The following is a 22839-nucleotide window of genomic DNA, read 5'->3' as shown; positions in this document are numbered from 1 at the left end:
CGGCGCCGCGCGGGCGCCGCCCGGACCGCCCTCCACCGACGAAGGCAATCGAACTGTGCCGTCAGGGCCGCTCGGCGCCAACGCCCTGCGTCGGACGGTGCCAGACGGAAACTGGAGACGCGACGATGAACAGTCACGCGGGACTGGGCCGGCGGGGATTCCTCGGCGGCCTCTTCGGGGCCGGACTGGCGGTGGGGCTCGGCCAGCTGCCGGCGGTCGCCGCCGGGCCGGCCGGCACCGGTGCGCCGCCGCTGGCGGCCCTGCCGCTCGACCGGGTCCAGCTCCTGGAGAGCAGGTTCCTGGCCAACATGCGTCGGACCGCCGCCTACCTGCGGGAGGTCGACCTGGACCGGCTGCTGCACACCTTCCGACTCACGGTCGGCCTGCCGAGCGGCGCGCAACCGTGCGGCGGCTGGGAAGCGCCGAACGTGCAGCTGCGCGGCCACACCACCGGGCACCTGCTCAGCGGCCTCGCCCTGGCCGCCGCCAACACCGGCGACGCCGGGCTGGCGGCGAAGGGGTCCCGGCTGGTGGCCGCCCTCGCGCAGTGCCAGGCCGCGGCGACCGGCGCCGGGTTCACACCCGGCTACCTGTCCGCCTTCCCCGAGAAGGCGTTCGACGACCTCGAAGCCGGAAAGAACGTGTGGGCGCCGTACTACACGATCCACAAGATCATGGCCGGGCTGCTCGACCAGCATGTCCTGCTCGGCAACGAACAGGCCCTGACGGTCCTGCTCGGCATGGTCGAGTGGGTGGACACCCGGACGTCGAGGCTGTCGCGGGACGCGATGCAGAAGGTGCTGCACACCGAGTTCGGCGGCATGAACGAGGTGCTGACGAACCTGTGGTTCGTCACCAGGGACGACCGGCACCTGGAACTCGCCGCCCGGTTCGACCACGACGAGATCTTCGGGCCGCTCTCCGAGCGCCGGAACACCCTGGCGGGCCGGCACGCGAACACGGACATCGCCAAGGTCGTGGGCGCCGCGGCGCAGTGGGAGGCGACCGGTGAGGAGCGCTACCGCACCATCGCGACCTACTTCTGGGACCAGGTGGTGCAGCACCACACGTACGTGATCGGCGGCAACAGCAACGCCGAGTTCTTCGGCCCGCCCGGCCAGATCGTGAGCCAGCTCGGCGAGAACACCTGCGAGAACTGCAACAGCTACAACATGCTCAAGCTCACCCGGCAGCTCTTCCGCAACGACCCGGACCGCGCGGCGTACATGGACTACTACGAGTGGACGCTGCTCAACCAGATGCTCGGCGAGCAGGACCCCGACTCCGCGCACGGCTTCGTCACCTACTACACCGGGCTGTCCAACACCGCCAGCCGCAAGGGCAAGGAGGGGCTGGTCGCCGACCCCGGCACCTACAGCAGCGACTACGGCAACTTCTCCTGCGACCACGGCACCGCGCTGGAGACCCAGGTGAAGTTCGCCGACAGCATCTACTTCACCCGGGAAGACGTCCTGTGGGTCAACCTGTTCGTGCCGTCCGAGCTGGACTGGCGGGAGCAGGGGCTGCGGCTGCGCCTGCGGACGGAGTACCCGTACGACCCGACCGTGCGGCTCACCGTCGACCGCGGCGGGGACGCCGAGATCCGGGTACGCGTCCCGGCGTGGGTGCAGCGCACCGGGCGGCCCGCGACGCTCAGGGTGAACGGGCGCTCCGTCGGCGTGGTCTGCCGACCGGGCACGTACGTCGCGGTCCGCCGCACCTGGGTGACCGGCGACGTCCTGGAGCTGTCCCTGCCGATGGCTTCGGTGTGGCTGCCGGCGCCCGACAACCCCGCGGTGCACGCCCTGACGCACGGCCCGCTGGTACTCGCCGGACGGTACGGCGACACCCCGCCCGCGACCCTCCCGACGATCGAGCCGTCCTCGCTGACGCGCGTGCCCGGCACGTCGGACTTCACGGCCGTCGCCGACGGGCGGCCCGTGCGGCTGAGCCCGTTCCTGGACGTGCACCACGAGCACTACAACGTCTACTGGGCCGTGCGGCCCGTGCGGCCGGCGCCCAAGTTGGTGGCCCGCTACGCGTTCGACGACGGCGCGGGAAGGCTGGTCGACTCCACCGGGCGCTGGGCCGACGCGGCGCTCGCGGGCGGTGCCTCGCTCGTCAGCCGGGACAGCGGTGGTGCGGTGGCTCTCGACGGGCAGGGCGGGCACGTCGTCCTTCCCGAGGGCCTGCCCGCCAACCTGACGGAACTGACCGTGTCCGTGTGGGCCCGCCTGGAGTCCATCGCCAACTCCGCACGCGTCTTCGATCTCGGGTCGAACACCCAGACGTACATGTTCCTGACTGCCCGCACCGGTCGGGGGACGGCGCGGTTCGCCATGAAGCTCGGCGGCATGGAGACCGAGGACTTCGTCGACGCGGACCGGCCCCTGCCGACCGGAGCGTGGACGCACGTGGCCGTCACGGTGGGCGGGGGTACGGCCCGGCTCTACCTCGACGGCGAGCAGGTGGGTGTCAACGAACGGCTGGTGATGTCCCCGCTGCTGCTCGGCGCCACGCAGCAGAACTTCCTGGGCCGTTCCCAGAACGTCAAGCACCCCTGGCTGCACGGGGCGGTCGACGACTTCCGGCTCTACGGGGTGGCGCTCAGCGCCGGGGACGTCGCGGCCCTGCACGCCGGCACCTTCGACCGCTACGAGTGAGGGGGCTGACGCGGCGGGCTCCCATCACCCCGACACGGGACGAACGGCCGGCGGCGGCAGGGTCGCCGGCCGTTCGGGAGATCCTGCGAGCGGCACCCGCACGCCCGACTCAGACCTGAAGCGGTAGGCCGTTCTGGTGCAGCCGGAACGAGTCGAGGTCGTGGGGGTCGACGGCGAGACGGAGGTCGGGCAGCTGTCGCGCGACCCGCTCGAACATGATCCGGCCCTCCAGGCGGGCCAGATGGGCACCGAGGCAGAAGTGGATCCCGTGGCCGAACGCGATGTGCCTGCGTACGTCGGAGCGGTGGATGTCGAACAGGTGCGGCCGGTCGAACACCGCCGGATCGCGGTTGGCTCCCCACAACGACAACCCGACCCGGTCGAACGCCGGGATCCGCCCACCGCCCAGCTCGATGTCCCGGAAGGCGAACCGCGGTGGCACGATCTCGACCGGTCCGCGGAACCGGAGGGTCTCCTCGACCACCGCGGCCGCCAGCGACGGATCGTCCCGCAGCGCCCGCCACTGTTCCGGGTGGGTGAGCAGGAGGCGGATGCCGTTGACGATCAGGTCGACGGTTGTCTCCTGGCCGGCGATGAGCAGCAGTTGCACCAAGGCCACGAGCTCGTCGCGGTCGAGCTGGTCGTCCTCCGCCATCGCCACCAGCTCGGACATCAGGTCGTCTTCCGGGACCGCCCGGCGCCGGGCCGCCAGCCCGTCGAGGTACGCCCCGAACTCGAGGGTGGCGGCCGGGCCGTCCATGCTGGCCGACACGATCGCGGCGGACCAGGCTCGGAAGCGCGGCCGGTCCGGCTCCGGAACGCCGACCAGCTCCGCGATGACGTTGACCGGCACCGGGTCGGCCAGGTGGGTCACCGCGTCGATCCGTCCCCGCCGGCGCGCATCGGCGAGCAACCGGTCGGCGAGGTCGGCGATCCACGGCTCCAACCGGGCCACCGCCCGGGCGGTGAATCCGCCGCTGACCAGGCCCCGCAGCCGGGTGTGGTCGGGCGGGTCGAGGTTGATGAGCTGGCGGGCCTCGATCCTCGCCACCTCGGGCAGGTGGTGGCGTGCCGGCTGGCGCATGCCGGGGCAGTGGCGGTGCACCTCGTGCCCGATCTCCGGGTGGCGCAGTCCCGTCAGCACATCGGCGTGGCCGGCCACCACCCAGAGCCGGTTACCCGCCGGATCGATCTGGAGTACCGGTCGCCCGCTGTCTCGTACCCGGTCGTAGAACGCGTGCGGATCGCGGCGGACCGCCGGGTCCCACAACTCCGACATGCCGAACGTGGCGGCCACACCGCCTCCTCGATCAGGAAGTCCGCCTCGCGGCCGCCGCCCTTGGCTACTACCTCACGGACACGTCGATCGGCATGAGCGTGGGGCGGCAGGGAACGCCCACGACGTCGGCTCGGGCGGGAAGGTGAGCGTTAACATAGGACTGTTTCCGGGAGGTGTCAAACGCGGGACCTACTTGTACGTAGGTATTGACGGCAAGGATTGTTAACGCTCACACTCCTGGCATCGGTTGATCGCGGTCGCCTGCGGCGTGCTCGCCCACCGGCATGTGCCGTCCAGGTCGGCTTCCACGGGTGGACCACCGACCGGTCAGCCGACCCTCCAGACCCCGAGTCCAAATAGCGAACGACTCCCGCTCGTGGGCGCGGCCCCGCTCGTCCCGCGGATCCAGAGACCAGGAGCAGCCGTCTGGCCAGGCGAACTGGCCCAGGCGCCCCACGTGGAAGGACTGATCGAGAAGTGGCCCAATCCGACAAGGTCTCCGTCAATCGACGTCAACTGCTTCAGGCGTCAGCGGCCGGCGTGGTCGCGGTCGCCTCCACCACCGCGTTCCCGGCGGCTGCCCACGCGGCGCCGGAAACCGGGACGGCAGGCGGCCCGGCGGCGCCCAGCCCGACACCACCCGATCCTGGTCCCGGCGGCACCCCTGAAGTCCAGCCGTTCCCGCTGCGCGACGTGCGGCTGGGCGACGGCCTGCTCCAGGAGAAGCGCGACCGGATGAAGAACTTCCTCCGGCAGTACGACGAGCGCCGCTTCCTCGTGCTGTTCAACGAGCAGGCCGGTCGACCTAACCCGCCCGGTGTCGCTGTCCCCGGGGGCTGGGAGGACGGCGGGCTGCTCAGCGGCCACTGGGCCGGCCACTTCATGACGGCTCTGGCGCAGAGCTACGCCGACCAGGGCGAGCCGATCTTCAAGAGCAAGCTCGACTGGATGGTCGACGAGCTCGCGGCCTGCCAGGACGCGATCACCGCCCGGCTGGGCGACGACCCGGGAGGCGCCGAGCCGCAGGAGCCGCAGATCGGCCGGGTGCCGGGCAGGTTCGGCAACGGACTCCGGCTGAACGGCCCGAGCGCGGCGCAGCACGTGACCCTTCCGCAGGAGACGATCAGCCAGCTCACCGACTTCACCATCGCCACCTGGGTGAACCTCGCGTCCACCCAGAGCTGGAGCCGGCTGTTCGACTTCGGGCAGAACACCACGGTCAACATGTTCCTGACCCCGCGCGCCGGCGTCGCCGGCAACGTGCCGCGGTTCGCCATCACGGTCGGCGGATCCGGCGGGGAGCAGCAGATCAACGGCAACGCGGCGCTGCCGACCAACCAGTGGGTGCACCTGGCCGTCACGCTGGCCCAGAACACCGGAACGCTCTACGTGAACGGCCAGCAGGCCGGCGTGAACTCCAACATGACCCTCAACCCGTCCCACCTCGGAAACCCGGGCAACCGCTGGATCGGGCGGTCGCAGTACGGCGACCCCTTCCTGGACGCGACGATCGACGAGTTCCACATCTTCGATCGGGCCCTGAGTCAGCCGGAGGTCCAGTCGCTGCTCGACTCGCCGGCCGGCACCACCGGCGGCGGGACAATCGCCTGGTACCGGTTGGACGAGGACGAAGGCTCCACCCTCAGGGACTCCTCGCCCAACGGCCGCGACGCCGGCATCGTGGCGAACCAGGCCGGCACCGAGCTGTGGGTCCCCACCCACCCCGGCTACCTCGGCGCCATCCCGGAGGACGCGGTGCTCCGCCTCGGCCCGCCGAGGTGGGCGGTCTACGGCGGCAACAAGGACACCAACACTTGGGCCCCGTGGTACACGCAACACAAGATCATGCGCGGCCTGCTCGACGCCTACGAGCACACCGGCAACCAGAAGGCGCTCGACGTGGTCGTCAAGATGGCCGACTGGGCTCACCTCGCACTGACCGTCGGGGACAAGAACCACCCCGACTACACCGGCCCCATCACCCGGGACAACCTGAACTACATGTGGGACCTCTACATCGCCGGCGAGTACGGCGGCGCCAACGAGGTGTTCCCCGAGATCTACGCGCTCACCGGCGACGCGAAGCACCTGGAGACCGCCAAGTGCTTCGACAACCGGGAGTCCCTGTTCGACGCCTGCGTCGAGAACCGGGACATCCTCGTCGTGACGCCGCAGAACAAGCCCGGCCGGCGGCGTACCGACCGGCTGCACGCCAACACGCACGTGCCGCAGTTCATCGGGTACCTGCGCGTCTACGAGCACGGTGGCGACCAGGAGTACTTCCAGGCGGCGAAGAACTTCTTCGGCATGGTCGTGCCGCACCGCATGTTCGCCAACGGCGGCGCCGGCGGCAACTACCCCGGTTCCAACAACAACATCGAGATGTTCCAGAACCGGGACAACATCGCGAACGCGATCGCCCAGGGCGGCGCGGAGACCTGTACCACGTACAACCTGATCAAGCTGGCCCGGAACCTGTTCTTCCACGAGCAGGATCCGGCGTACATGGACTACTACGAGCGCGGCCTGCTCAACATGATCACCGGTTCCCGAGCCGACACCGCCAGCGTCAGCAACCCGCAGGTCACCTACTTCCAGCCGTTGACCCCGGGCGCCAACCGCAGCTACGGCAACACCGGAACCTGCTGCGGCGGTACCGGCCTGGAGAACCACACCAAGTACCAGGAGACCGTCTACTTCAAGTCCGCCGACGGCGGCACCCTGTGGGTCAACCTGTTCGTGCCGTCCACGCTGACCTGGGCGGAGAAGGGCTTCACCGTCACCCAGGAGACGAGCTACCCGCGCAGCGACCGCGCCAGGCTGGTCGTGGACGGCAGCGGTCCGCTCGACCTCAAGCTGCGCGTGCCGGGGTGGGTGCAGAAGGGCTTCCTCGTCACGATCAACGGCGTACCCGTGGACGTCGAGGCGAAGCCGGGGAGCTATCTGACGTTGAGCCGGACCTGGTCGCCCGGCGACACCATCGACATCCGGATGCCGTTCAGCATCCGGATCGAGCGGGCGCTGGACCGCCCGGACACGCAGGCGATCTTCTGGGGCCCCATCCTCCTGCAGATCCTGGGCAACCCGGGGGACGGCAACTATCGCGAGCTGTCCCTCTACCGCCACCTGAAGCGGGACGGCGACTACGCCCGCTCGGCGATCACCCACGCGAGCACCACCGCGGCCGGTGACATGCTCTTCACCACGCACGGCCTCACCCTGCGGCCGTACCACATCAGCGACTCGCAGCCCGTCTCGTCGTACTTCCGGCGGGTCGAGCCGACGATCGTGTTCGGGTCGATCGACACCGGCGTGCCGAACCACAAGCGGAACGACGGCCTGCCGCGCTACGACGTCCCTGTGTCGGGCATTCCCTCGCCGGGTAACGACGGCCCGACCTTCCTCGACCTGCTGTGGGACCAGGCGCCCTTCGCCAGCCACGGCGATTTCGTCTCGGCGGTCGCGCGCACCGCCGAGGCGTTCGTGACGGCGGGAGTCCTCACCGACGCGGAAAAGGACCGCGTCGTCTCGGACGCCGCCCGGGCGAGCAAGGAGCTCGCCCCGTAGGAGTGTCGCGGCGTCATCGGGCCCCGGCGGAAGGTATCCCACATACCTGAGCCTGGGCGGACGGCGGCCCGGGCGAGGGGAGTCGACCGGGCCGCCGTTCCGCCGTTGTTCCGAAGTGCCGGTTGCCGAGGTGAACACCTGCGATCGGGGCCGGGACCGTACAAACAACGGCTGATCGACCGACCAAGGGAGTCGCCAGATGACGACCGAGATCACCTCGGGGCAGGAGCCGGCCGCCGGGCCGGTGGGCGGTAACGGATGAGCAGTTGATCGCGATGCTGGCCGATCGGGCTCGTGGTGACGGGCTGAAGCTCACCGGTGGGGGTGGGCTGCTGCATCAGCTCACGAAGCGGGTTCTCAAGTCGGCGTTGGACGGTGAGATCACCGGTCATGTCGGCTACGACAAGCATGGTCCTGCTGTTCGGGGTAGCGGGAACATCCGTAACCGTTCGAGCATGAACGGTCCGGACCGGGACTACTACCAGCGCAAACGCGCCGAGGGACGCAAACACCAACAGGCGTTGATCGCCCTCGCCCGCCGCCGCGTCGACGTGCTGTGGGCCCTGTTCCGCGACAACCGGTGCTTCCAACTCCAACCACCGGCCCCACGCAATTGACCTGGTGGGCAGCAAGCGCGCCCGGAGCGGCTGGTCCCGCTGCGATTCGGTCGGGCCAGAACCTCTGGTAGGCAAAGCGGCCGGTCCGGCAAACTGAGCGGATCTCCTCGTCGGGCAGTCGTCCGACCTTCCAGCCTCCCGGGACGGGGACAAGGTGGAGCCCTACGGGACCGAACGACCTTGGCCCCTTCCGGGAAGCTGGTAGCCCTTGTGGTGCCCGGCGAGGTGATCCGCAGCGGCCTCTCGCCTCCCCACCCGGTGAGCCTGGGCTCAACGCTGTTGCGCGGGTGCAGATTCGATCGGCTCGTGCGTTAACCGCACCGTCCCTCCAGCGCGTTCATGTGATGGGAGGTACACATACACATGCAACGACCCCGGGAACTGACACCGCCGGACGGCTTCGCCTCGTTCGTGGCGGCGCGCTCCGATGCGCTGCTGCGTTCGGCCTGGCTGCTTACCGGTGACGCCGGGCGGGCCGAGGACCTGTTACAGACGGTCCTGGCGGACGTCTGGCGGCGTTGGGCCACGATTACGACTGTCGGGCATCCCGAGGCGTACGTGCGCAAGGCGCTGTTCACCACGTATGTGTCCTGGTGGCGGCGGCACTGGCGCAGCGAGATTCCAAGCCAACCACCGGACAAGTCCGAGCACGGCGACATAGCCGGGGAGTCCGCCAACCGGGACGCGGTACGCCGCGCCTTGGCCCGGCTCAGCCGGCAGCAGCGGGCGATCGTGGTGCTCCGCTACGTCGAGGACCTGACGGTCCAGCGGACAGCGGAAGTGCTCGGCTGCTCGCACAACACCGTCAAGGTGCAGGCCTCCCGTGCCCTACGGATTCTGCGTACCGATCCGAATCTTGAGCTGCTCGCCGCCTGGAGGTCACGAAATGACGCATGAAGATGAGGACATCAAGCGCCTGCTGACCGACGCTGTTCCTCGGCTGACGCCGCCGATGGATCGGGTTGGCGCGGTGGCGGCGCGGGTCCGCCGGCGCCGGCGGCGCCTGGTCGGAAGCGGCGTGCTCGCCGTGGCCATGGCCGTTGCGCTCGGCGTCGGAGGGGAGCAGATGATCACCGGCAACCACGCCCCTCCACTCCGAACGGCGGGCGACCCCGGCGGACAAGGGCGCTGGACCTCGTGCGCCGACGCCGCACCGGAGATGACCACGGCCGGCCAGAGGATCGGAGCCGGGGATGCGGTCGCGCTGCCCCGGCTCGATGGCGACTTCGCCCCGGTCGCGGCCGTCATCTGCGACTTGGAGACGCAGCAACGCCCCGATGGCGGGCAGGACAGGGTGGCGACGGAACGCCGTGCCGTCAACGTGGATGCCCTCGTCACCGCGCTTCGTTTGCCCGACGAGCCGCCGACCGAGGGACCGTGCACCGCGGAGGCCGTGGTGCTCCCCTGGCTCGCGCTGGTCGACGCCGACGGTCGGTGGGTGCGGCCCGACCTTCCTGTCGATCGCTGCGGCAAGCCCCGGCCCGAGGTACGTGAGGCCCTCGGCGCACTGCCGCTGACCACCGTGGCGACTCGGAAGGTGGCCGAACTCGTGTCTGCAGAGGCGGCCGCGGCCGGCTGCGAACAGCGTTGGAAGGACGTGATCGCGCTGCAGGCCACGCCGAAGACCGACGCCCCCCGCAAGGCCCTGCCGGAGCCCTTCCCCGCCGACCGCCAGATCCGCCTCTGCGTCTACGAGGTGCTGAAGAGTGAGTCGGGAACCGGTAACTTTGTGCACGGCACGGTGCTGCCGGCGGACCGTCGAACGGCAATCGAGCAAGCCCTCAAGGCTGCCGGACCGGCCGAGCCGTGCAGCGCGCGGGCCAGCCGGTTCGCTCTGCTGTGGTCCACGACCGGGGGCGACCCGGAGACGTACGTCGAACTCGACGGCTGCCACCGGATCATGGTGGTCGGCTGGGTCCGCTACCCGGGCGGTCCGGTGATGGCGCAGGGCGACGCCGCACTGGCCGAGCTGATCGACAAACCGTGAGCTATCGGCGAGGCCGATTCCGGCGGCCTCGCCGCGGTTGCTGTGGCCTCCGTCGGTCTGCTACGACGTGCGGTGGAACGCCTGACCGCGAGACATCACCCGCCCTCGTTGTGTCGGGTGAGCTGTCGAAGATCCTCTCCCTCAGGTGTGACATCCCACTTCGGGTGCAGCCAGTGAGCCTGTCGGCGAGGGTCATGTCGCCCCCAGCGACCGCGGTGTCGTACATCCATCGGCCTATCCCCGTCAGGTCGGTAGGCGCGGCCGGATGGAGCGGAACGTGGTGAGTGTTCGCCGTCGTTGTAGTCGCCGATCGCCGAGTAGTGCCCATAGTCGCCAATGACGATCGCCAGGCGGGTAGGGCAGTGGGGGCAGCCGAGGCGGTAGTACTCGACGTTGTTGACGAGTATCTGCTGCAGATCTGGCCGTCCCCCGCGGCGCCGCCTGCCACGCTCAAGGTGACGAGCCGAGAAGGGCACCGCCGGATCTTCGCAGCCTGACTGGCGTGCCCTTCCAGTCCGAGCCTCGCCAAGTCATGGCTGGTCTACGTAGTCGATGGTCGGCGCGCTTGGCTGTACAGCCACGAGTACATGCAAGCCGGCGGACGTGGCCAGCCCGCTGGCTACTGAGGGCGACCAGCGTGCGCAGATCGTCGGGTGGGGCGTTCGGCGGCGAAGGTCGACGATGTCGGCCAGGTCGCCGGGTGTGCCGAGGTCCGGCCTTACCGGGACCGGTCGCTGCCATTCGCGGATCGCCGTACGGGTGGCCTGGAGGTGCTCATCGGAGAGGGGCTACGACCGTGCGGCGAGGTTTGCGCAGCCAGCCGGTGTCGCCGAGGTGGGTGGGATGGCGCCGTGGCGTACGGCCAGAGCGGAACCCAGGACGACCTTCACCGCAGCGCCAACCACCGTTCCGTCGGCGCCACCCGGCCGACCCGCATAGAATCCGGCTGACCGGTACGAAACAGGCTATTCCGAGCCAGGCGTACTGTCAGACTGGCGCGGTGACGGAGGAACGACCGACGGCCGGAGGTGACAGGCGAAAGACCGCAGGGCGCACGCCGGTACGCGAGCACCTGCGCGACGCCGTCGCCAGCCTGCTCGGCAGGCGGCGGGTACGCGAAGGCACCCGGACGGCCACCGAGGAGCTGTTCTTCGACCTGGTCTTCGTGTTCGCGTTCGTCCAGCTCATCGCGCTGATCCTGAGCGACTACACCCCTCAGGGCGTGCTTCGCGGAATGCTCGTGCTGGCCCTGCTCTGGTGGTCCTGGGGCGCCTTCGCGTGGCTGAGCAACAACCTGCAGGCCAGCTTCGGGGTGATGCGGTTCGGGTTGTTCGTGGTCACCGGGATCACTTTCGTGATGGCGCTGTCGACCCTCGTCGCGTTCACCGACCGGCCCGGCGGGTTGTACGGCCCGCTCGTCTTCCCCACCTGCTATTTCCTTGTGCGCTCGCTGCACCTGGCGCTGTACGCGTACGCCGTCTCGGCCCAGCACCTGGCCCGGCACATCCTGGTGCCCGCAGTGCCGATGGTCGCCAGCACCGCCCTGCTCTTCTGTGCCGCACTCGTGCCACACCGACTCCTCACCGACCAGCGACAGGTCGCCATCGCCGTGACCCTCCTCTGGCTACTGGCCGTGCTCGTGGACTACGTGGGTAGCTTCACGTTGCCCGTCTGGGAGATCGGCATCTTCTCCGCCCGGCACTGGTGCGAGCGGTACGGGTTGATCCTGATCGTGGCCGTGGGCGAGAACATCATCTCGATCGGAACGGCCAGCTCCAACGTGTCGCTCAGTTGGCAGCTCCTGTTCGCCGTCATGCTGGCCATGACCGTCACCGGGGCGCTGCTCTGGACCTACTTCGACGTGGTGGCGCTCGTCGGTGAGCAGGTCCTCGAGCGGGCCGACCCGAAGACCAGATTCGCCCTCGCCCGGGACGCCTACAGCTACCTGCACCTCCCCATGGTCGCCGGCATCCTTCTGCCGGCTCTCGGGATACGCGAGCTCGTCAAGAACGTCGGCCGCATCGAAGGGCACCACCCCGACGAACGGCTCTCCGCCATCGGTCTCTTCGGCCTCTACGGGGGGATAGCCCTCTTCCTCCTGGCCAACGTCGCCTACCAGCTGCGGATCGCCCACACGATGAGGACAATCATCTGGACCCGGGTGGCCGCCGTTCTGGTGCTGGCCGCGCTCGTCCCTGTCGCACGGCGGATATCGGCCGTCGGCGCGCTGGGCCTGCTGGCGGCTGTCTCCTTCATTCTGATCGTCGTGGAGGTCATCGTGGCCGATGGGCAGCGCCGCCGCCTGCGCGAGTCGGGCCTGGCCGACCGGATGCAGGTTTGAGCAGACGTCGACGACCGTGAGGGCGATCAGGGCGCGGCGCGGGGCAGCGGGCACCGGACGACGATACGTAGCAGACTTGTGACCAAAGATCGATGCTGGCGAGCCGGGTTACTTCGTCCTCCTTGTTGTTGCCCGGCACTGCGCCGGCTGCTGACGGCCAGGCGGCAAGGTCGGCCAGCTGGGCGAGGCGAGCCCGGATGCCGGAGCGCTGGTCAGGTACGCGGGGTACTGCGTCGAGCGCGGACCGCGCGTCGGTCGTCGGGTACGGTCCGGCCCCGGGCGGTGCGAGAGGTTGCCAACGAGCGGCCCAGTAGGCGAGCACCTGGCCAAGTTCGGCGACGCGCGGCTCGTGAGCCTGCGATACCAAGTTCGGTTGAAGTCAAGCTGAAGCTGCCAGCTCGGTATGAGAAACTCTCGGGCGTGGCGGTGGCGCAGCGCGCCCGTGCAGGCGGACCAGGTAAAGCGGTCACCGCGATGGCGCAGCGTCGGTCGAGGGATACTCGTCAAACCGGGTCAGTTCCAGGGATCGGCGTTCGGATTCTCGCCGAGCATCCGCGCGCTCTTTCATGGTTAGCATCAGCCACTACGGTAGGCCCGTGGCAGAACGACTCACCGGTGCCGAGTTCATCGCCCGGGCCCGTGAGAAGCACGGCGACAGATACGACTACTCGCTCGTTCAGTACGCCAACAGCCAGGCCAAGCTGACCATCATCTGCCCCGAGCACGGCGAGTTCCGACAGGCGCCGGCGAAGCATCTCTCCGGGCAGGGGTGCGCCTCCTGCGGAGGCCGGGTCCGGCTGACGACCCCGCGCTTCATCGACAGGTCGCGCCGGGCCCACGGCGATCGATACGACTACTCACTGGCCGAGTACGTCAACAATCGCACCCCAGTGACGATCTTCTGCGGCGATCATGGGCCATTTCAGCAGCGGCCGGAGACTCACATGGCCGGCGGGGGTTGCCCGCGATGTGCCGACCGGGAACGCGGCCTAGCCCGAACAGGCACGACGGCGGCCTTCCTCGCCGCGGCTGCTGAGGTGCACGGCGACCGGTACGAGTACACCGGGGTGCGGTACGTCAACAGCGAGACCAAGGTGACGATCATCTGCGCTCAGCACGGCCCGTTCGAGCAGTTACCGGCAAGTCACATCGGCGGGGCTGGCTGTCCGGCGTGCGGCATCGCGCAGCGAGCCCAGAAGCTCACCAGCACAACCGAGGAGTTCGTTCGGAAGGCACGAGCGGTCCACGGCGAGACCTACGACTACTCGCGGGTCGAGTACGTCAAGGCGCAACTCAAGGTCACGATCGGCTGCCTGGCCCACGGTGACTTCCAGCAAACCCCGAACAGCCACCTCAGTGGCAGCGGTTGCCCAAGCTGCGCGCAGGAGGCCATCACCCGGGCGCAGACCGACACCGCCGAGTCCTTCGTGCAGAAGGCGCTTCTGGTGCACGGCGCGCAGTACGACTACTCGCAGGTCGAGTACCTGCACAGCCAGACGAAGGTCACGATCCGCTGTCGCGAGCATGGCCCGTTCCAGCAGACCCCCTCAAGCCACCTGGTCGGCGCCGGTTGCCCCAGGTGCGCGCACCAGACGATCGGCACGGCAAACGCGGATACGACGGAGTCCTTCGTCGAGGAGGCGCGGCGTGTCCACGGTGAGAGGTACGAGTACTCACAGGTCGACTACGTGCGCAGCCAGGTGAAGGTCACGATCGTCTGCCCTGAGCATGGCCCGTTCCACCAGGTGCCCAACTCCCATCTGAGCGGTCGGGGCTGCCCCGAGTGCGGCCTCCGGGGCATCTCGCTGGCGCGGGCCGGCAACCTCGACTCGTTTCTCGACCGGGCTTTCGTCGTCCATGGCAGCCGGTTCGACTACTCCCGGGTCACGTTCGCCGGCTCGCACGTCAAGGTGACGGTCCTGTGCCGCGACCATGGTGAGTTCCAGCAGACGCCGGCCAGCCACCTCAACGGGAGTGGCTGCCCGTCGTGCGCTGTCGAAGCGCGCCGAATCGCGATCGCTGGCACGTCCGACCTCTTCGTCGCCCGCGCCAAGATTGTTCACGGCGACACATACGACTACTCCGACGTCGACTACCGCAACGCGATGACACCGGTCGCCATCATCTGCCGTCGGCACGGCCCGTTCACGCAGATCCCGCCAGTTCATCTGGGTGGGAGCGGATGCCGCCGATGCTCGACGTCGAAGGGTGAGATCGCGGTCGCTCGCCTCCTCACCACACTCGGGCTGGAGTACGAGCACCAGTGGCGTGACCACGACTGCCGAGACGTCAGGGTTCTCGTCTTCGACTTCGCGCTCGTCGAACACCGGATGTTGATCGAGTTCGACGGGCCGCAGCACAGTCAGCCGGTCCGCTGGGGATCGATGTCGCAGGCGGAGGCCGTCGCGCTGTTCGATGGCGTACGACGTCGGGACCGGATCAAGAACGACTGGGCGGTGGCCAACGGCTGGAGGATGCTGCGCCTGACCGACGCCACCACCGTCGAGCAGGATCTGACCTCCGCCCTGGTCGCCGGTGGAGTCCTGAATACCCAGTCAGCCGATCACCTCGGTGACCTGGCCGGTGCCCGTCTCGTGTGTCCCAGGACGTTCGACTGATCGACCTCAACGGCCGATGTCGAACGAGCCCACCCTCTCGACGAGCCAGGTCACATCGGTGCCGCTCGTAACCTCGACCGGCTCGGCGGCTCGGCAGAAGACTCGCGCGCCCGCGGCCACGCCATCGAGCCACATCGAACCGTCTCGCACTCGCAGCCAGGTGCCCTCGCGCATGGCGAGCACCGGGACGTCATTCTCCTCGAGGAACTGTGTGAGCCGCTCCTCCCGGGTCTCACCCTGGTGGGTCGAGGCCGCGTCCGGGTCGAGGTAGTGGGGGTTGATCTGGAAGGGCACGAGGCCGAACGTCTCGAAGGACGGCGGTTGGACGATGGGCATGTCGTTCGTCGTACGCAGGCTCGGCGTCGCGACGTTGGTGCCGGCACTCGACCCGATGTAGGGCATCCCCTCGGACACCCGGGCGCGCACGACGCTGATCAGGCCGAGTTCGTGGATGGCCTTGACGAGGCGGAAGGTGTTGCCCCCGCCGACGAAGACTGCCTCGGCGTCGGCGACCAGGTCGCGTGGCGTGCCCTCGTGCGCTCCTCGGACGGTGATGCCGAGTGGCTCCATGGCCCGACGGACCGTGTCGGTGTAGCCGTCGTGGTCCGCTAGTGCGAAGGGGACGAACACGATGGAGCGCGTGCCGTCGAGGGCCTGGAGGATCGCGTCGCGCGCATGCTCCAGGTAGGCCCGCCCCGGGGCTGTCGAGTTGGACAAAAGCAGGAGGTTCTGGTGGGCCTGGGTCATGGTGTCTCCTCGGTGCGGCCGATCTGGCTCGTCGGCGCGGCGTTCAGTGGGCTCGGGTCACCTTGGTCTGCCGGGCTACGACGGCCGAGTGCGCCCGGTTGTCGAGCAGGGCGGACAGTTGCTCCGCGGCGGCCCTCAGCGCGGGCAGGTGGTCCCGGATGTCGTCTGGACGCGCCGGATACTTGCTCTCGCCGAGGCTGAGCGAGCCGATGGGTCGTCCTCTGAGCATGATGGGGACGGCGAGCGCCCTTGTGGCGTAGTCGTATTCGCCCTCTGAGTAGGCGTAGCCCTGCGCGACGGTCTCGACGAAGAACCGTTCGAGCTCGTGCTCGTCGACCTTCGTCAGCTCGGTGAATGTTGCGAAGACGCGACCGGAGATGAGGGCGCGTCGTTCGTTGCTGTCGAGGAAGGCGAAGTAGGCGCGGGAGGTGGCTCCCGCGTTGGCCGGGTACAGCTCGCCGACGAGCGGATGGCTGCGCAGCGGTTCACCGCCGTTGACGGCGGCGGCGCAGCGGACGTGGAGCCCGTCCGGGACGGCGAAGATGGCGGTGCGATCGGTCTGGAAGGCGAGTGGCTCGAGCACCCGCTGGGCCAGGGTGGCCAGCCCTCCCGTGCGTTCCCAGACGGCGGCCATCCGCCACATCGTCGGCCCGAGGCTGTAGCGCCGGGTGACCGGATCGGCGTTGAGGAAGCCGCGCGCGGCGAGCGCGGCGAGGATCCGCTGCGCGGTCGACTTGTCGATGGCGAAGGCTTCGGCAAGCTCCATGACACCCCAGTCGCGCCGCCGCTCGGTGAACGACAGAAGGACCTCCAGGGCGCGGTCCACGGTCTGGAGCGGCGAGCGGGGGCGAGGGCCGTTGTCTGACATGGGTCCTCCGGGATGGGTGGGACGTGTGAGAACCTACCGCACCCTGATCCGACTCGGGACGCCCTCTCATATACAGAGAAGATATTGCACGGGGGTGGCGGACACGCGAATCCTGGGTGGCGCCGAGACCAGGTCAGACCCAACAAGCGCAGATTGGAGGTGGCCGTGAACCACGTGGTGCGACGAGTCCTCGCGATGATCCCGGCGCTCCTCGGCGTCGTGCTCTGCATCTTCCTTCTCACCCGCGTCCTGCCCGGTGACCCGGCCCGAACTCTCGCGGGGGAGCAGGCTGACCCGGCGACCGTCGAGAAGATCCGCGCCGAGATGGGCCTCGACCAGCCACTGGTCGCCCAGTTCGTCTCCTACGTGCGCGGCCTCTTCGCCGGCGACTTCGGGTTCGCGTGGCACACCGGGCAGCCCGTGCTCACGGACTTCGCCTCCCGGCTGCCGGCGACGGTCGAGCTCGCCATCGTGGCGATCCTCATCTCACTGCTCGTGGGAGTCCCGATCGGGGTCATCAGCGCCACGCGTCGCGACCGGCCCATCGATCACGCCAGCCGCATCTTCTCGCTGGTCGGGGCGTCGATGCCGCTCTTCTGGCTCGCCCTCATCGTGATCTTCGTCTTCTACAACAAGCTCGGGTGGGAGCCGGCTCCGCTGGGCCGCATCGCCCAGGACGTGAACCCCCCGACGTCGATCACCGGGCTCTACGTCCTCGACTCGCTCCTGACCGGTGACGTCGTCGCACTCAAGTCGTCGCTGGCGCACATCATCTGGCCGGCCATGTGCCTCGCCACCGGGAGCACGGCGATCATCGCCCGGATGACCCGGTCCGAGATGCTCGAGGTGATCAACCAGGACTACGTGCGCACCGCCCGCTCCAAGGGCCTGCCGCCGGCCAGGGTCATCCTCAAGCACGCGCTGAAGAACGCCGCCCCCGTGATCGTGACCGTCGTGGGCCTCCAGTTCGGCCAGCTCCTCGGGGGCGCGGTCATCACCGAGACGGTCTTCAGCTGGCCCGGCATCGGTGCCTACGTCGTCCAGTCCGTCCTCGCGACCGACTACGCGCCGGTCCAGGCCTTCACCCTGCTCGCCGCGGTCGTCTACCTCACGGTCAACCTCTGCGTCGACCTGATCAACGGCCGCCTGGACCCGAGGATCGAGAATGCCTGACACCCTGTCCGCCACCGCGAGGGGCCACCGGGCCGCGTCGGCCGACCGGGCGGAACCCAGGCCCACGACCGCCTGGCGCCTCCTGATCCGCAACCGCCTGGCGATGGTCGGTCTCGTCTTCATCGCGATCTGGACCATCGGCGCTCTCGCGGCCGACCTGCTGCCGTACTCGCCGACCGAGACCGGAGCCGGCGGGCTCCTGGAGCCACCCTCCAGCGCACACCTCTTCGGCACGGACAACTTCGGCCGCGACATCCTCGCCCGGGTTCTCGCCGGCGGACGGATCTCGCTCTGGACCGGCCTCATCGCTGTCGGGATCTCGCTGCTGATCGGTGTCCCGATCGGCGCCATCTCCGGCTTCGTCGGCGGCGCGGTGAGCGCGGTGCTCATGCGGGTGATGGACGTGCTCCTCGCCTTCCCGTCGCTCGTGCTGGCCATGGCGATCGCCGCGGCCCTCGGCCCTGGCCTGGCGAGCGCGATGGTTGCCGTGGGTGTGGTCGGCATCCCCGAGTTCGCCCGCATCGTCTACAGCCAGACCCGCTCGCTGCGGGAGCGTGACTTCGTCGAGGCGGGACGCGCCATCGGCTTACGGGACCGGACCATCCTCATCCGCCACATCGTCCCGAACACGGTCGCCCCGATCCTCGTCCGAGCGACCCTCGGCATGGGCTACGCGATCCTCACGGCCGCCTCGCTCAGCTTCATCGGCCTCGGCGCCCAGCCGCCGACGCCGGAGTGGGGCGTCATGATCTCGGACGGCCGTGGCTACATCATCAGCGGCGAGTGGTGGATGACCCTCTTCCCCGGCATCGCCATCGCCACCTCGATTCTCGGCTTCAACCTCATCGGCGACGGCCTTCGCGACGTCCTCGACCCGCGCCTGCGGACGAGCCGATGACCCGGTGCGGACCCTGCCACAGACGCCAGCCCGCCCACCCATCCCCCACCCTGACCTGAAGGAGAACAGCGTGAAGCGCAGCGCCACCCTGGCCGCCGCGGTCGCCGCCACCTTCCTCGCAGCCGGCTGTGGAGCCAACGCCAATCAGGGCGGCTCCTCGCAGGCCGACGGGGCCGGCAAGGACACCCTCGTCGTCGCCTACTCCGAGGGCGGCAAGACCCTCAACCCCGCCGAGGCCAACGACGTCACCTCCGACACGTTCGTCGTGGCGGCCTACGACCAGTTGGTCACGTACGACCGCACGACGGTGGACGGCAAGCCGACCGCCAAGACGGACACGATCGTGCCGATGCTGGCGGAGTCGTGGGCAGTGAGTGCCGACTCGAAGAGCTACACCTTCAAGATGCGGCAGGGCGTGACGTTCGAGGACGGCTCGCCGCTGGACTCCGACGACGTCGTCAAGTCGTTCGACTTCATCAAGAAGTCGAGCTCGGCGAGCTTCCTCTACGGCATGGCCGGCATCGACACCGTGACCGCGGTCGACCCGCAGACGGTGAAGATCGACCTCACCGCACCGAACCACCTCTTCCTCCAGATCCTGCCGATGTACTCGTTCTCGATCATCAACATCGACAAGGTCAACGCCGAGGGCGGCAGCAAGTGGCTCGACACCAACACCGCGGGTTCCGGCCCCTACCGGCTGACGAAGTGGGACCCGGCGACGGAGGCCGTGCTCGAGCGTAAGGACACGTACTGGGGCGAGAAGCCGGCCCTGCGCAAGATCAACACGAAGTTCATCGGCGAGGCGAGCAACCGCGTCCAGCTGCTCAGCAAGGGCGAGGTCGACATCGCGCTCGAGGTGCCGGCCAAGGACGTCGACGGGCTGTCGAAGCAGTCCGGCATCACGATCGACTCCCGGGCCAGCAACAAGGTCCTCTTCTTCGGGATGAACAACGCCATCAAGCCGTTCGACAACCCGAAGGTCCGTCAGGCCGTCTCGTACGCGATCCCGTACGACAAGCTCATCAACGACGTCATGAAGGGCCAGGCGTCGCCGATGCGCTCGTCCGTGGCCAGCTCGACCCCGGGCTTCAGCGCCGCCGGCAATGCCTACTCGTACGACCTCGACAAGGCCAAGGCGCTGCTGGCGGAGGCCGGTTACCCCAACGGCTTCAGCTTCGACTTCACCCTCGGCAGCGGCTTCCAGGACTGGTCGGACTCCGCCGTGCTCATCCAGGCCGAGCTGGCGAAGATCGGCGTGACGATGAACATCAACAACATGGCGCGCCCGCAGTTCCTCGAGGCGCTCGCCACGAAGAAGGTGCAGAGCTACATCACCCGCTGGACCTCCTTCGTCAACGACCCGGGCTACCACCTCGGCCTCCTGCTGACCAGCGACGGCACGAGCAACTACGCCAACTTCCACAACACCGAGGTCGACAACCTCTGGAAGCAGGCCGCGACCGAGCCGGACCAGAAGGTCCGCAACGACCTGTACGGCAAGGCGCAGGAGATCATCAACACCCAGGCGCCGTGGGCGTACCTGTACGAGTACAACATCGTCGTCGCGCAGCGCGAGGGCGTGCAGGGGTACACCTCCTACCCCGACGGGATCATCCGCTTCTTCCAGATGAGCAACAAGGGCTGACGCCGAAGTAGGAGAGGCGTGCCGCCGGGCCCGCCGCCAACCCGACACGCCCGGCGGCACGCCATCTCCACACCATCGCGAACCCCATTCCCTGCGGGCGAACACACCACCTGGAGCCTGACGTGACCACGACATCCCCGGACTGGGAGAACCGGGTCCTCGACGAGATCGAGCGCACCCGGGACGAACTGCTGACGCTCGCCGGAGACCTCATCCGGATCCCGAGCGAGAACCCTCCGGGGGACTGCACGGACGTCGGCACCTTCATCGCCGACCATCTGCGCGCCCAGGGCCTCGACCCCGAGGTCCACGACGCGGGTGATGGTCGCCTCAGCATCGTCGTCCACCGTGCCGCGAGCAACGCCGCGGTGGACGACGACCCCACCTCGGCGCGCCACCTCGTGCTCGCCGGCCACACCGACGTCGTCCCCGTCGGTGACCTGAACCGCTGGACGTTTCCCCCCTTCGCGGGGGACATCGTCGACGGTTACCTCCGCGGTCGCGGGGCGAGCGACATGAAGGCCGGCCTCGCCGGCGTCATCCACACGCTCGTCGTCCTGCACCGCCTCGGCGTCCCGCTCGCCGGGCGACTGTCGCTCGCGGCGGTCCCCGACGAGGAGCAGGGCGGCTCGCGCGGGGCGGACTGGCTCCTCGACCAGGGCGTCCTCGACGGCGCGACCGGCGCGATCATCGCCGAGCCCGCCGAACGCACGCACCCGACGATCGGCCAGAAGGGCAGCAACTGGTTCCGGATGACGATCGACGGCAAGCCGGGGCACGGCAGCCTCCAGCCGCTGCACGGCGTCAACGCGAACCTCCTCGCGGCCAAGGCCGTCATCGCCCTGCAGCAGCTCTGGGACATGAAGCCGTCGCCGCCCGAGGACGTGCTCGACCTCATCGAGCGGTCGAAGACGTTCGCCGAGGAACGCGAGGGCTACGGTCCCGGCATCGGCGCCGTCTTCGAGCACGTCACCGTCAACATCGGCACGATCCACGGCGGCACGTCCTCCAACGTGGTCGCGGACCGGTGCGTCGTCGACGTCGACACCCGCGTCCCGATCGGATTGTCGCGGGCCGAGGTCCTCGCCCGGGTCGACGAGCTGCTCGCCGAGGCGGGCGTCGAGGCGACGATCGAGCCGATCGGCTTCCGCAGCGAGCCGAACTGGACGCTGCCGAGCGACCCCATCGTCACCGAACTCGTCGCGGCCCTGCGCGAACTGACCGGGGACCCCACCTCGGAGGGTGTGCTCCAGTGGGCGTCCTCCGACGCCCGCACCTTCCGCAGCCACGGCATCCCCGTGCTCCAGTACGGGCCGGCGGAGCTGGCCACCATCCACGGCTTCGACGAGAGGGCACCCGTCGCCGACGTCGTCCTCGCCGCGAAGACCTACGCCCTGACCACCCTCCGGTACCTCGGCGTCGCCGAGACCGCCGTCGAAAGCGAATGATCATGCTGTCCCACGTCCTTACGGCCCTCGACCTCCTCGACCGCCCCGACGCGTCGGGCAAGCTCGTTGCCGAGCACCTGCGCACCCTCGGCGACGAGGCCTGCTCGATCACCGTCGAGACGGTGGCGGGCGACCTCGGTTCGACCGACTTCATCCAGGTCACCGTCCCGGGCAGCCGCGGCAAGACCGTCGGCGGCGACGCCCCGACGCTCGGCGTCGTCGGGCGTCTCGGCGGTCTCGGCGCACGGCCGGAGCTCATCGGCTACGTGTCCGACGGTGACGGGGCGACCGCCGCCGTGGCCACGGCTGCCAAGCTCCTCGCGATGCACGCCCGCGGCGACGTCCTGCCCGGCGACGTCGTCATCTCGACGCACATCTGCCCCGACGCGCCGACCCGGCCACACGACCCCGTCCCCTTCATGGACTCGCCCGTCGACATCACCGCGATGAACGAGCACGAGGTCACGTCGGAGATGGACGCCGTCCTGTCCATCGACACCACGAAGGGCAACCGCCTCATCAACCACCGGGGCATCGCCATCTCCCCGACGGTCCGCGCCGGCTACATCCTCCCCGCCAGCACCGACCTGGTCAGCGTCCTGGAGACCGTGTCGGGCGAGCCAGCCGTCGTCTTCCCGCTGTCGACGCAGGACATCACTCCGTACGGCAACGGTCTCCACCACCTCAACTCGATCCTCCAGCCGGCGGTCGCGACGGCCGCGCCGGTCGTCGGTGTGGCCATCACGACGGTGACACCCGTGGCCGGCTGCGCGACCGGCGCGAGCCACGAGGTCGACATCGCGCTGGCCGCGCGCTTCGCCGTCGAGGTCGCCAAGGGCTTCACCGCGGGTGCGCTGTCCTTCCACGACGAGGCCCAGGCGGCGCTCCTCGAGAACCTCTACGGCCCGGCCACCCACCTGCAGACGAGCGGCAAGGCCCCCGCGGACGCCTGAGCGGGCGCGCGCGACCGAGCCCAGCGGCACAC

Annotated in this window: 14 protein-coding genes and 2 pseudogenes; 12 read left to right on the top strand and 4 right to left on the bottom strand. The window is 69.2% G+C overall.

Annotated elements, in window-relative coordinates; translation table 11 throughout:
- Positions 1 to 125: 125 nt before the first annotated feature.
- Positions 126 to 2663: a beta-L-arabinofuranosidase domain-containing protein gene (locus tag ACFY23_RS29595; RefSeq protein WP_350677559.1), complete on the top strand. Its 2538-nt coding sequence runs from the start codon at positions 126 to 128 to the stop codon at positions 2661 to 2663.
- Positions 2664 to 2772: 109 nt separating this feature from the next.
- Here the strand turns inward: ACFY23_RS29595 and ACFY23_RS29590 are convergent, their stop codons facing one another.
- Positions 2773 to 3960, bottom strand: a complete 1188-nt coding sequence (locus ACFY23_RS29590) for a cytochrome P450 (RefSeq protein WP_350677556.1) — start codon at positions 3958 to 3960, stop codon at positions 2773 to 2775.
- 459 nt (positions 3961 to 4419) lie between these two features.
- On the opposite strand from ACFY23_RS29590, the gene ACFY23_RS29585 reads away from it, so the two are divergent.
- The 5 genes and pseudogenes from ACFY23_RS29585 to ACFY23_RS29565 all read left to right on the top strand — a co-directional run bounded on the left by ACFY23_RS29585 (position 4420) and on the right by ACFY23_RS29565 (position 12454).
- Entirely contained in the window at positions 4420 to 7509 is a 3090-nt protein-coding gene (locus tag ACFY23_RS29585; protein ID WP_350677551.1) for a beta-L-arabinofuranosidase domain-containing protein, read from the top strand.
- A gap of 461 nt (positions 7510 to 7970) precedes the next feature.
- Positions 7971 to 8126: pseudogene (locus tag ACFY23_RS29580) on the top strand (IS110 family transposase); the annotation flags it as partial.
- A gap of 363 nt (positions 8127 to 8489) precedes the next feature.
- Positions 8490 to 9023: a SigE family RNA polymerase sigma factor gene (locus ACFY23_RS29575; RefSeq protein ID WP_350677548.1), complete on the top strand. Its 534-nt coding sequence runs from the start codon at positions 8490 to 8492 to the stop codon at positions 9021 to 9023.
- A complete protein-coding gene (locus tag ACFY23_RS29570) occupies positions 8950 to 10113 on the top strand; it encodes a hypothetical protein (protein ID WP_350677546.1) in 1164 nt (387 codons plus the stop codon). The genes ACFY23_RS29575 and ACFY23_RS29570 overlap by 74 nt, the downstream gene beginning before the upstream one ends.
- A 1000-nt stretch (positions 10114 to 11113) precedes the next feature.
- Positions 11114 to 12454 carry a low temperature requirement protein A gene (locus ACFY23_RS29565; protein WP_350677543.1) on the top strand — a complete coding sequence of 447 codons (1341 nt, stop codon included), beginning with the start codon at positions 11114 to 11116 and terminating at the stop codon, positions 12452 to 12454.
- Between the two features lie 133 nt (positions 12455 to 12587).
- Here ACFY23_RS29565 and ACFY23_RS29560 read toward each other — a convergent pair.
- Positions 12588 to 12803: pseudogene (locus ACFY23_RS29560) on the bottom strand (hypothetical protein); the annotation flags it as partial.
- 247 nt (positions 12804 to 13050) lie between these two features.
- Between ACFY23_RS29560 and ACFY23_RS29555 the strand changes: the two are divergent.
- The gene (locus ACFY23_RS29555) at positions 13051 to 15072 is read left to right on the top strand and encodes a hypothetical protein (protein ID WP_350677541.1); all 2022 of its coding nucleotides are present in this window, start codon (positions 13051 to 13053) and stop codon (positions 15070 to 15072) included.
- A gap of 6 nt (positions 15073 to 15078) precedes the next feature.
- On the opposite strand, the gene pepE is transcribed toward ACFY23_RS29555, so the two are convergent.
- Both pepE and ACFY23_RS29545 read right to left on the bottom strand, forming a co-directional pair.
- Positions 15079 to 15819 carry a dipeptidase PepE gene (gene pepE, locus ACFY23_RS29550; RefSeq protein WP_350677538.1) on the bottom strand — a complete coding sequence of 247 codons (741 nt, stop codon included), beginning with the start codon at positions 15817 to 15819 and terminating at the stop codon, positions 15079 to 15081.
- Positions 15820 to 15862: 43 nt separating this feature from the next.
- Positions 15863 to 16687: an IclR family transcriptional regulator gene (locus tag ACFY23_RS29545; RefSeq protein WP_350677535.1), complete on the bottom strand. Its 825-nt coding sequence runs from the start codon at positions 16685 to 16687 to the stop codon at positions 15863 to 15865.
- Between the two features lie 165 nt (positions 16688 to 16852).
- Between ACFY23_RS29545 and ACFY23_RS29540 the strand changes: the two genes are divergently transcribed.
- The 5 genes from ACFY23_RS29540 to ACFY23_RS29520 all read left to right on the top strand — a co-directional run bounded on the left by ACFY23_RS29540 (position 16853) and on the right by ACFY23_RS29520 (position 22807).
- Positions 16853 to 17860 (top strand): ABC transporter permease, encoded by a 1008-nt coding sequence (locus ACFY23_RS29540; RefSeq protein WP_350677533.1) that lies wholly within the window; start codon positions 16853 to 16855, stop codon positions 17858 to 17860.
- The gene (locus ACFY23_RS29535; RefSeq protein ID WP_350677531.1) at positions 17853 to 18758 is read left to right on the top strand and encodes an ABC transporter permease; all 906 of its coding nucleotides are present in this window, start codon (positions 17853 to 17855) and stop codon (positions 18756 to 18758) included. The genes ACFY23_RS29540 and ACFY23_RS29535 overlap by 8 nt, the downstream gene beginning before the upstream one ends.
- Positions 18759 to 18828: 70 nt before the next feature.
- Positions 18829 to 20406 (top strand): ABC transporter substrate-binding protein, encoded by a 1578-nt coding sequence (locus ACFY23_RS29530; protein ID WP_350677528.1) that lies wholly within the window; start codon positions 18829 to 18831, stop codon positions 20404 to 20406.
- A 122-nt stretch (positions 20407 to 20528) separates the two neighbouring features.
- Positions 20529 to 21854, top strand: a complete 1326-nt coding sequence (locus ACFY23_RS29525; RefSeq protein WP_350677525.1) for a M20 family metallopeptidase — start codon at positions 20529 to 20531, stop codon at positions 21852 to 21854.
- On the top strand, positions 21851 to 22807 hold the full coding sequence (locus ACFY23_RS29520; protein WP_350819455.1) for a DUF1177 domain-containing protein: 957 nt from the start codon (positions 21851 to 21853) through the stop codon (positions 22805 to 22807). Before ACFY23_RS29525 ends, ACFY23_RS29520 begins: the two co-directional genes overlap by 4 nt.
- Positions 22808 to 22839 lie beyond the last annotated feature (32 nt).

The organism is Micromonospora sp. NPDC000121, from assembly GCF_042899165.1.
Lineage (GTDB): Bacteria > Actinomycetota > Actinomycetes > Mycobacteriales > Micromonosporaceae > Micromonospora.
The sequence above is the reverse complement of the archived record's forward strand: the minus strand, read 5'-3'. Positions and strand labels throughout refer to the sequence as shown.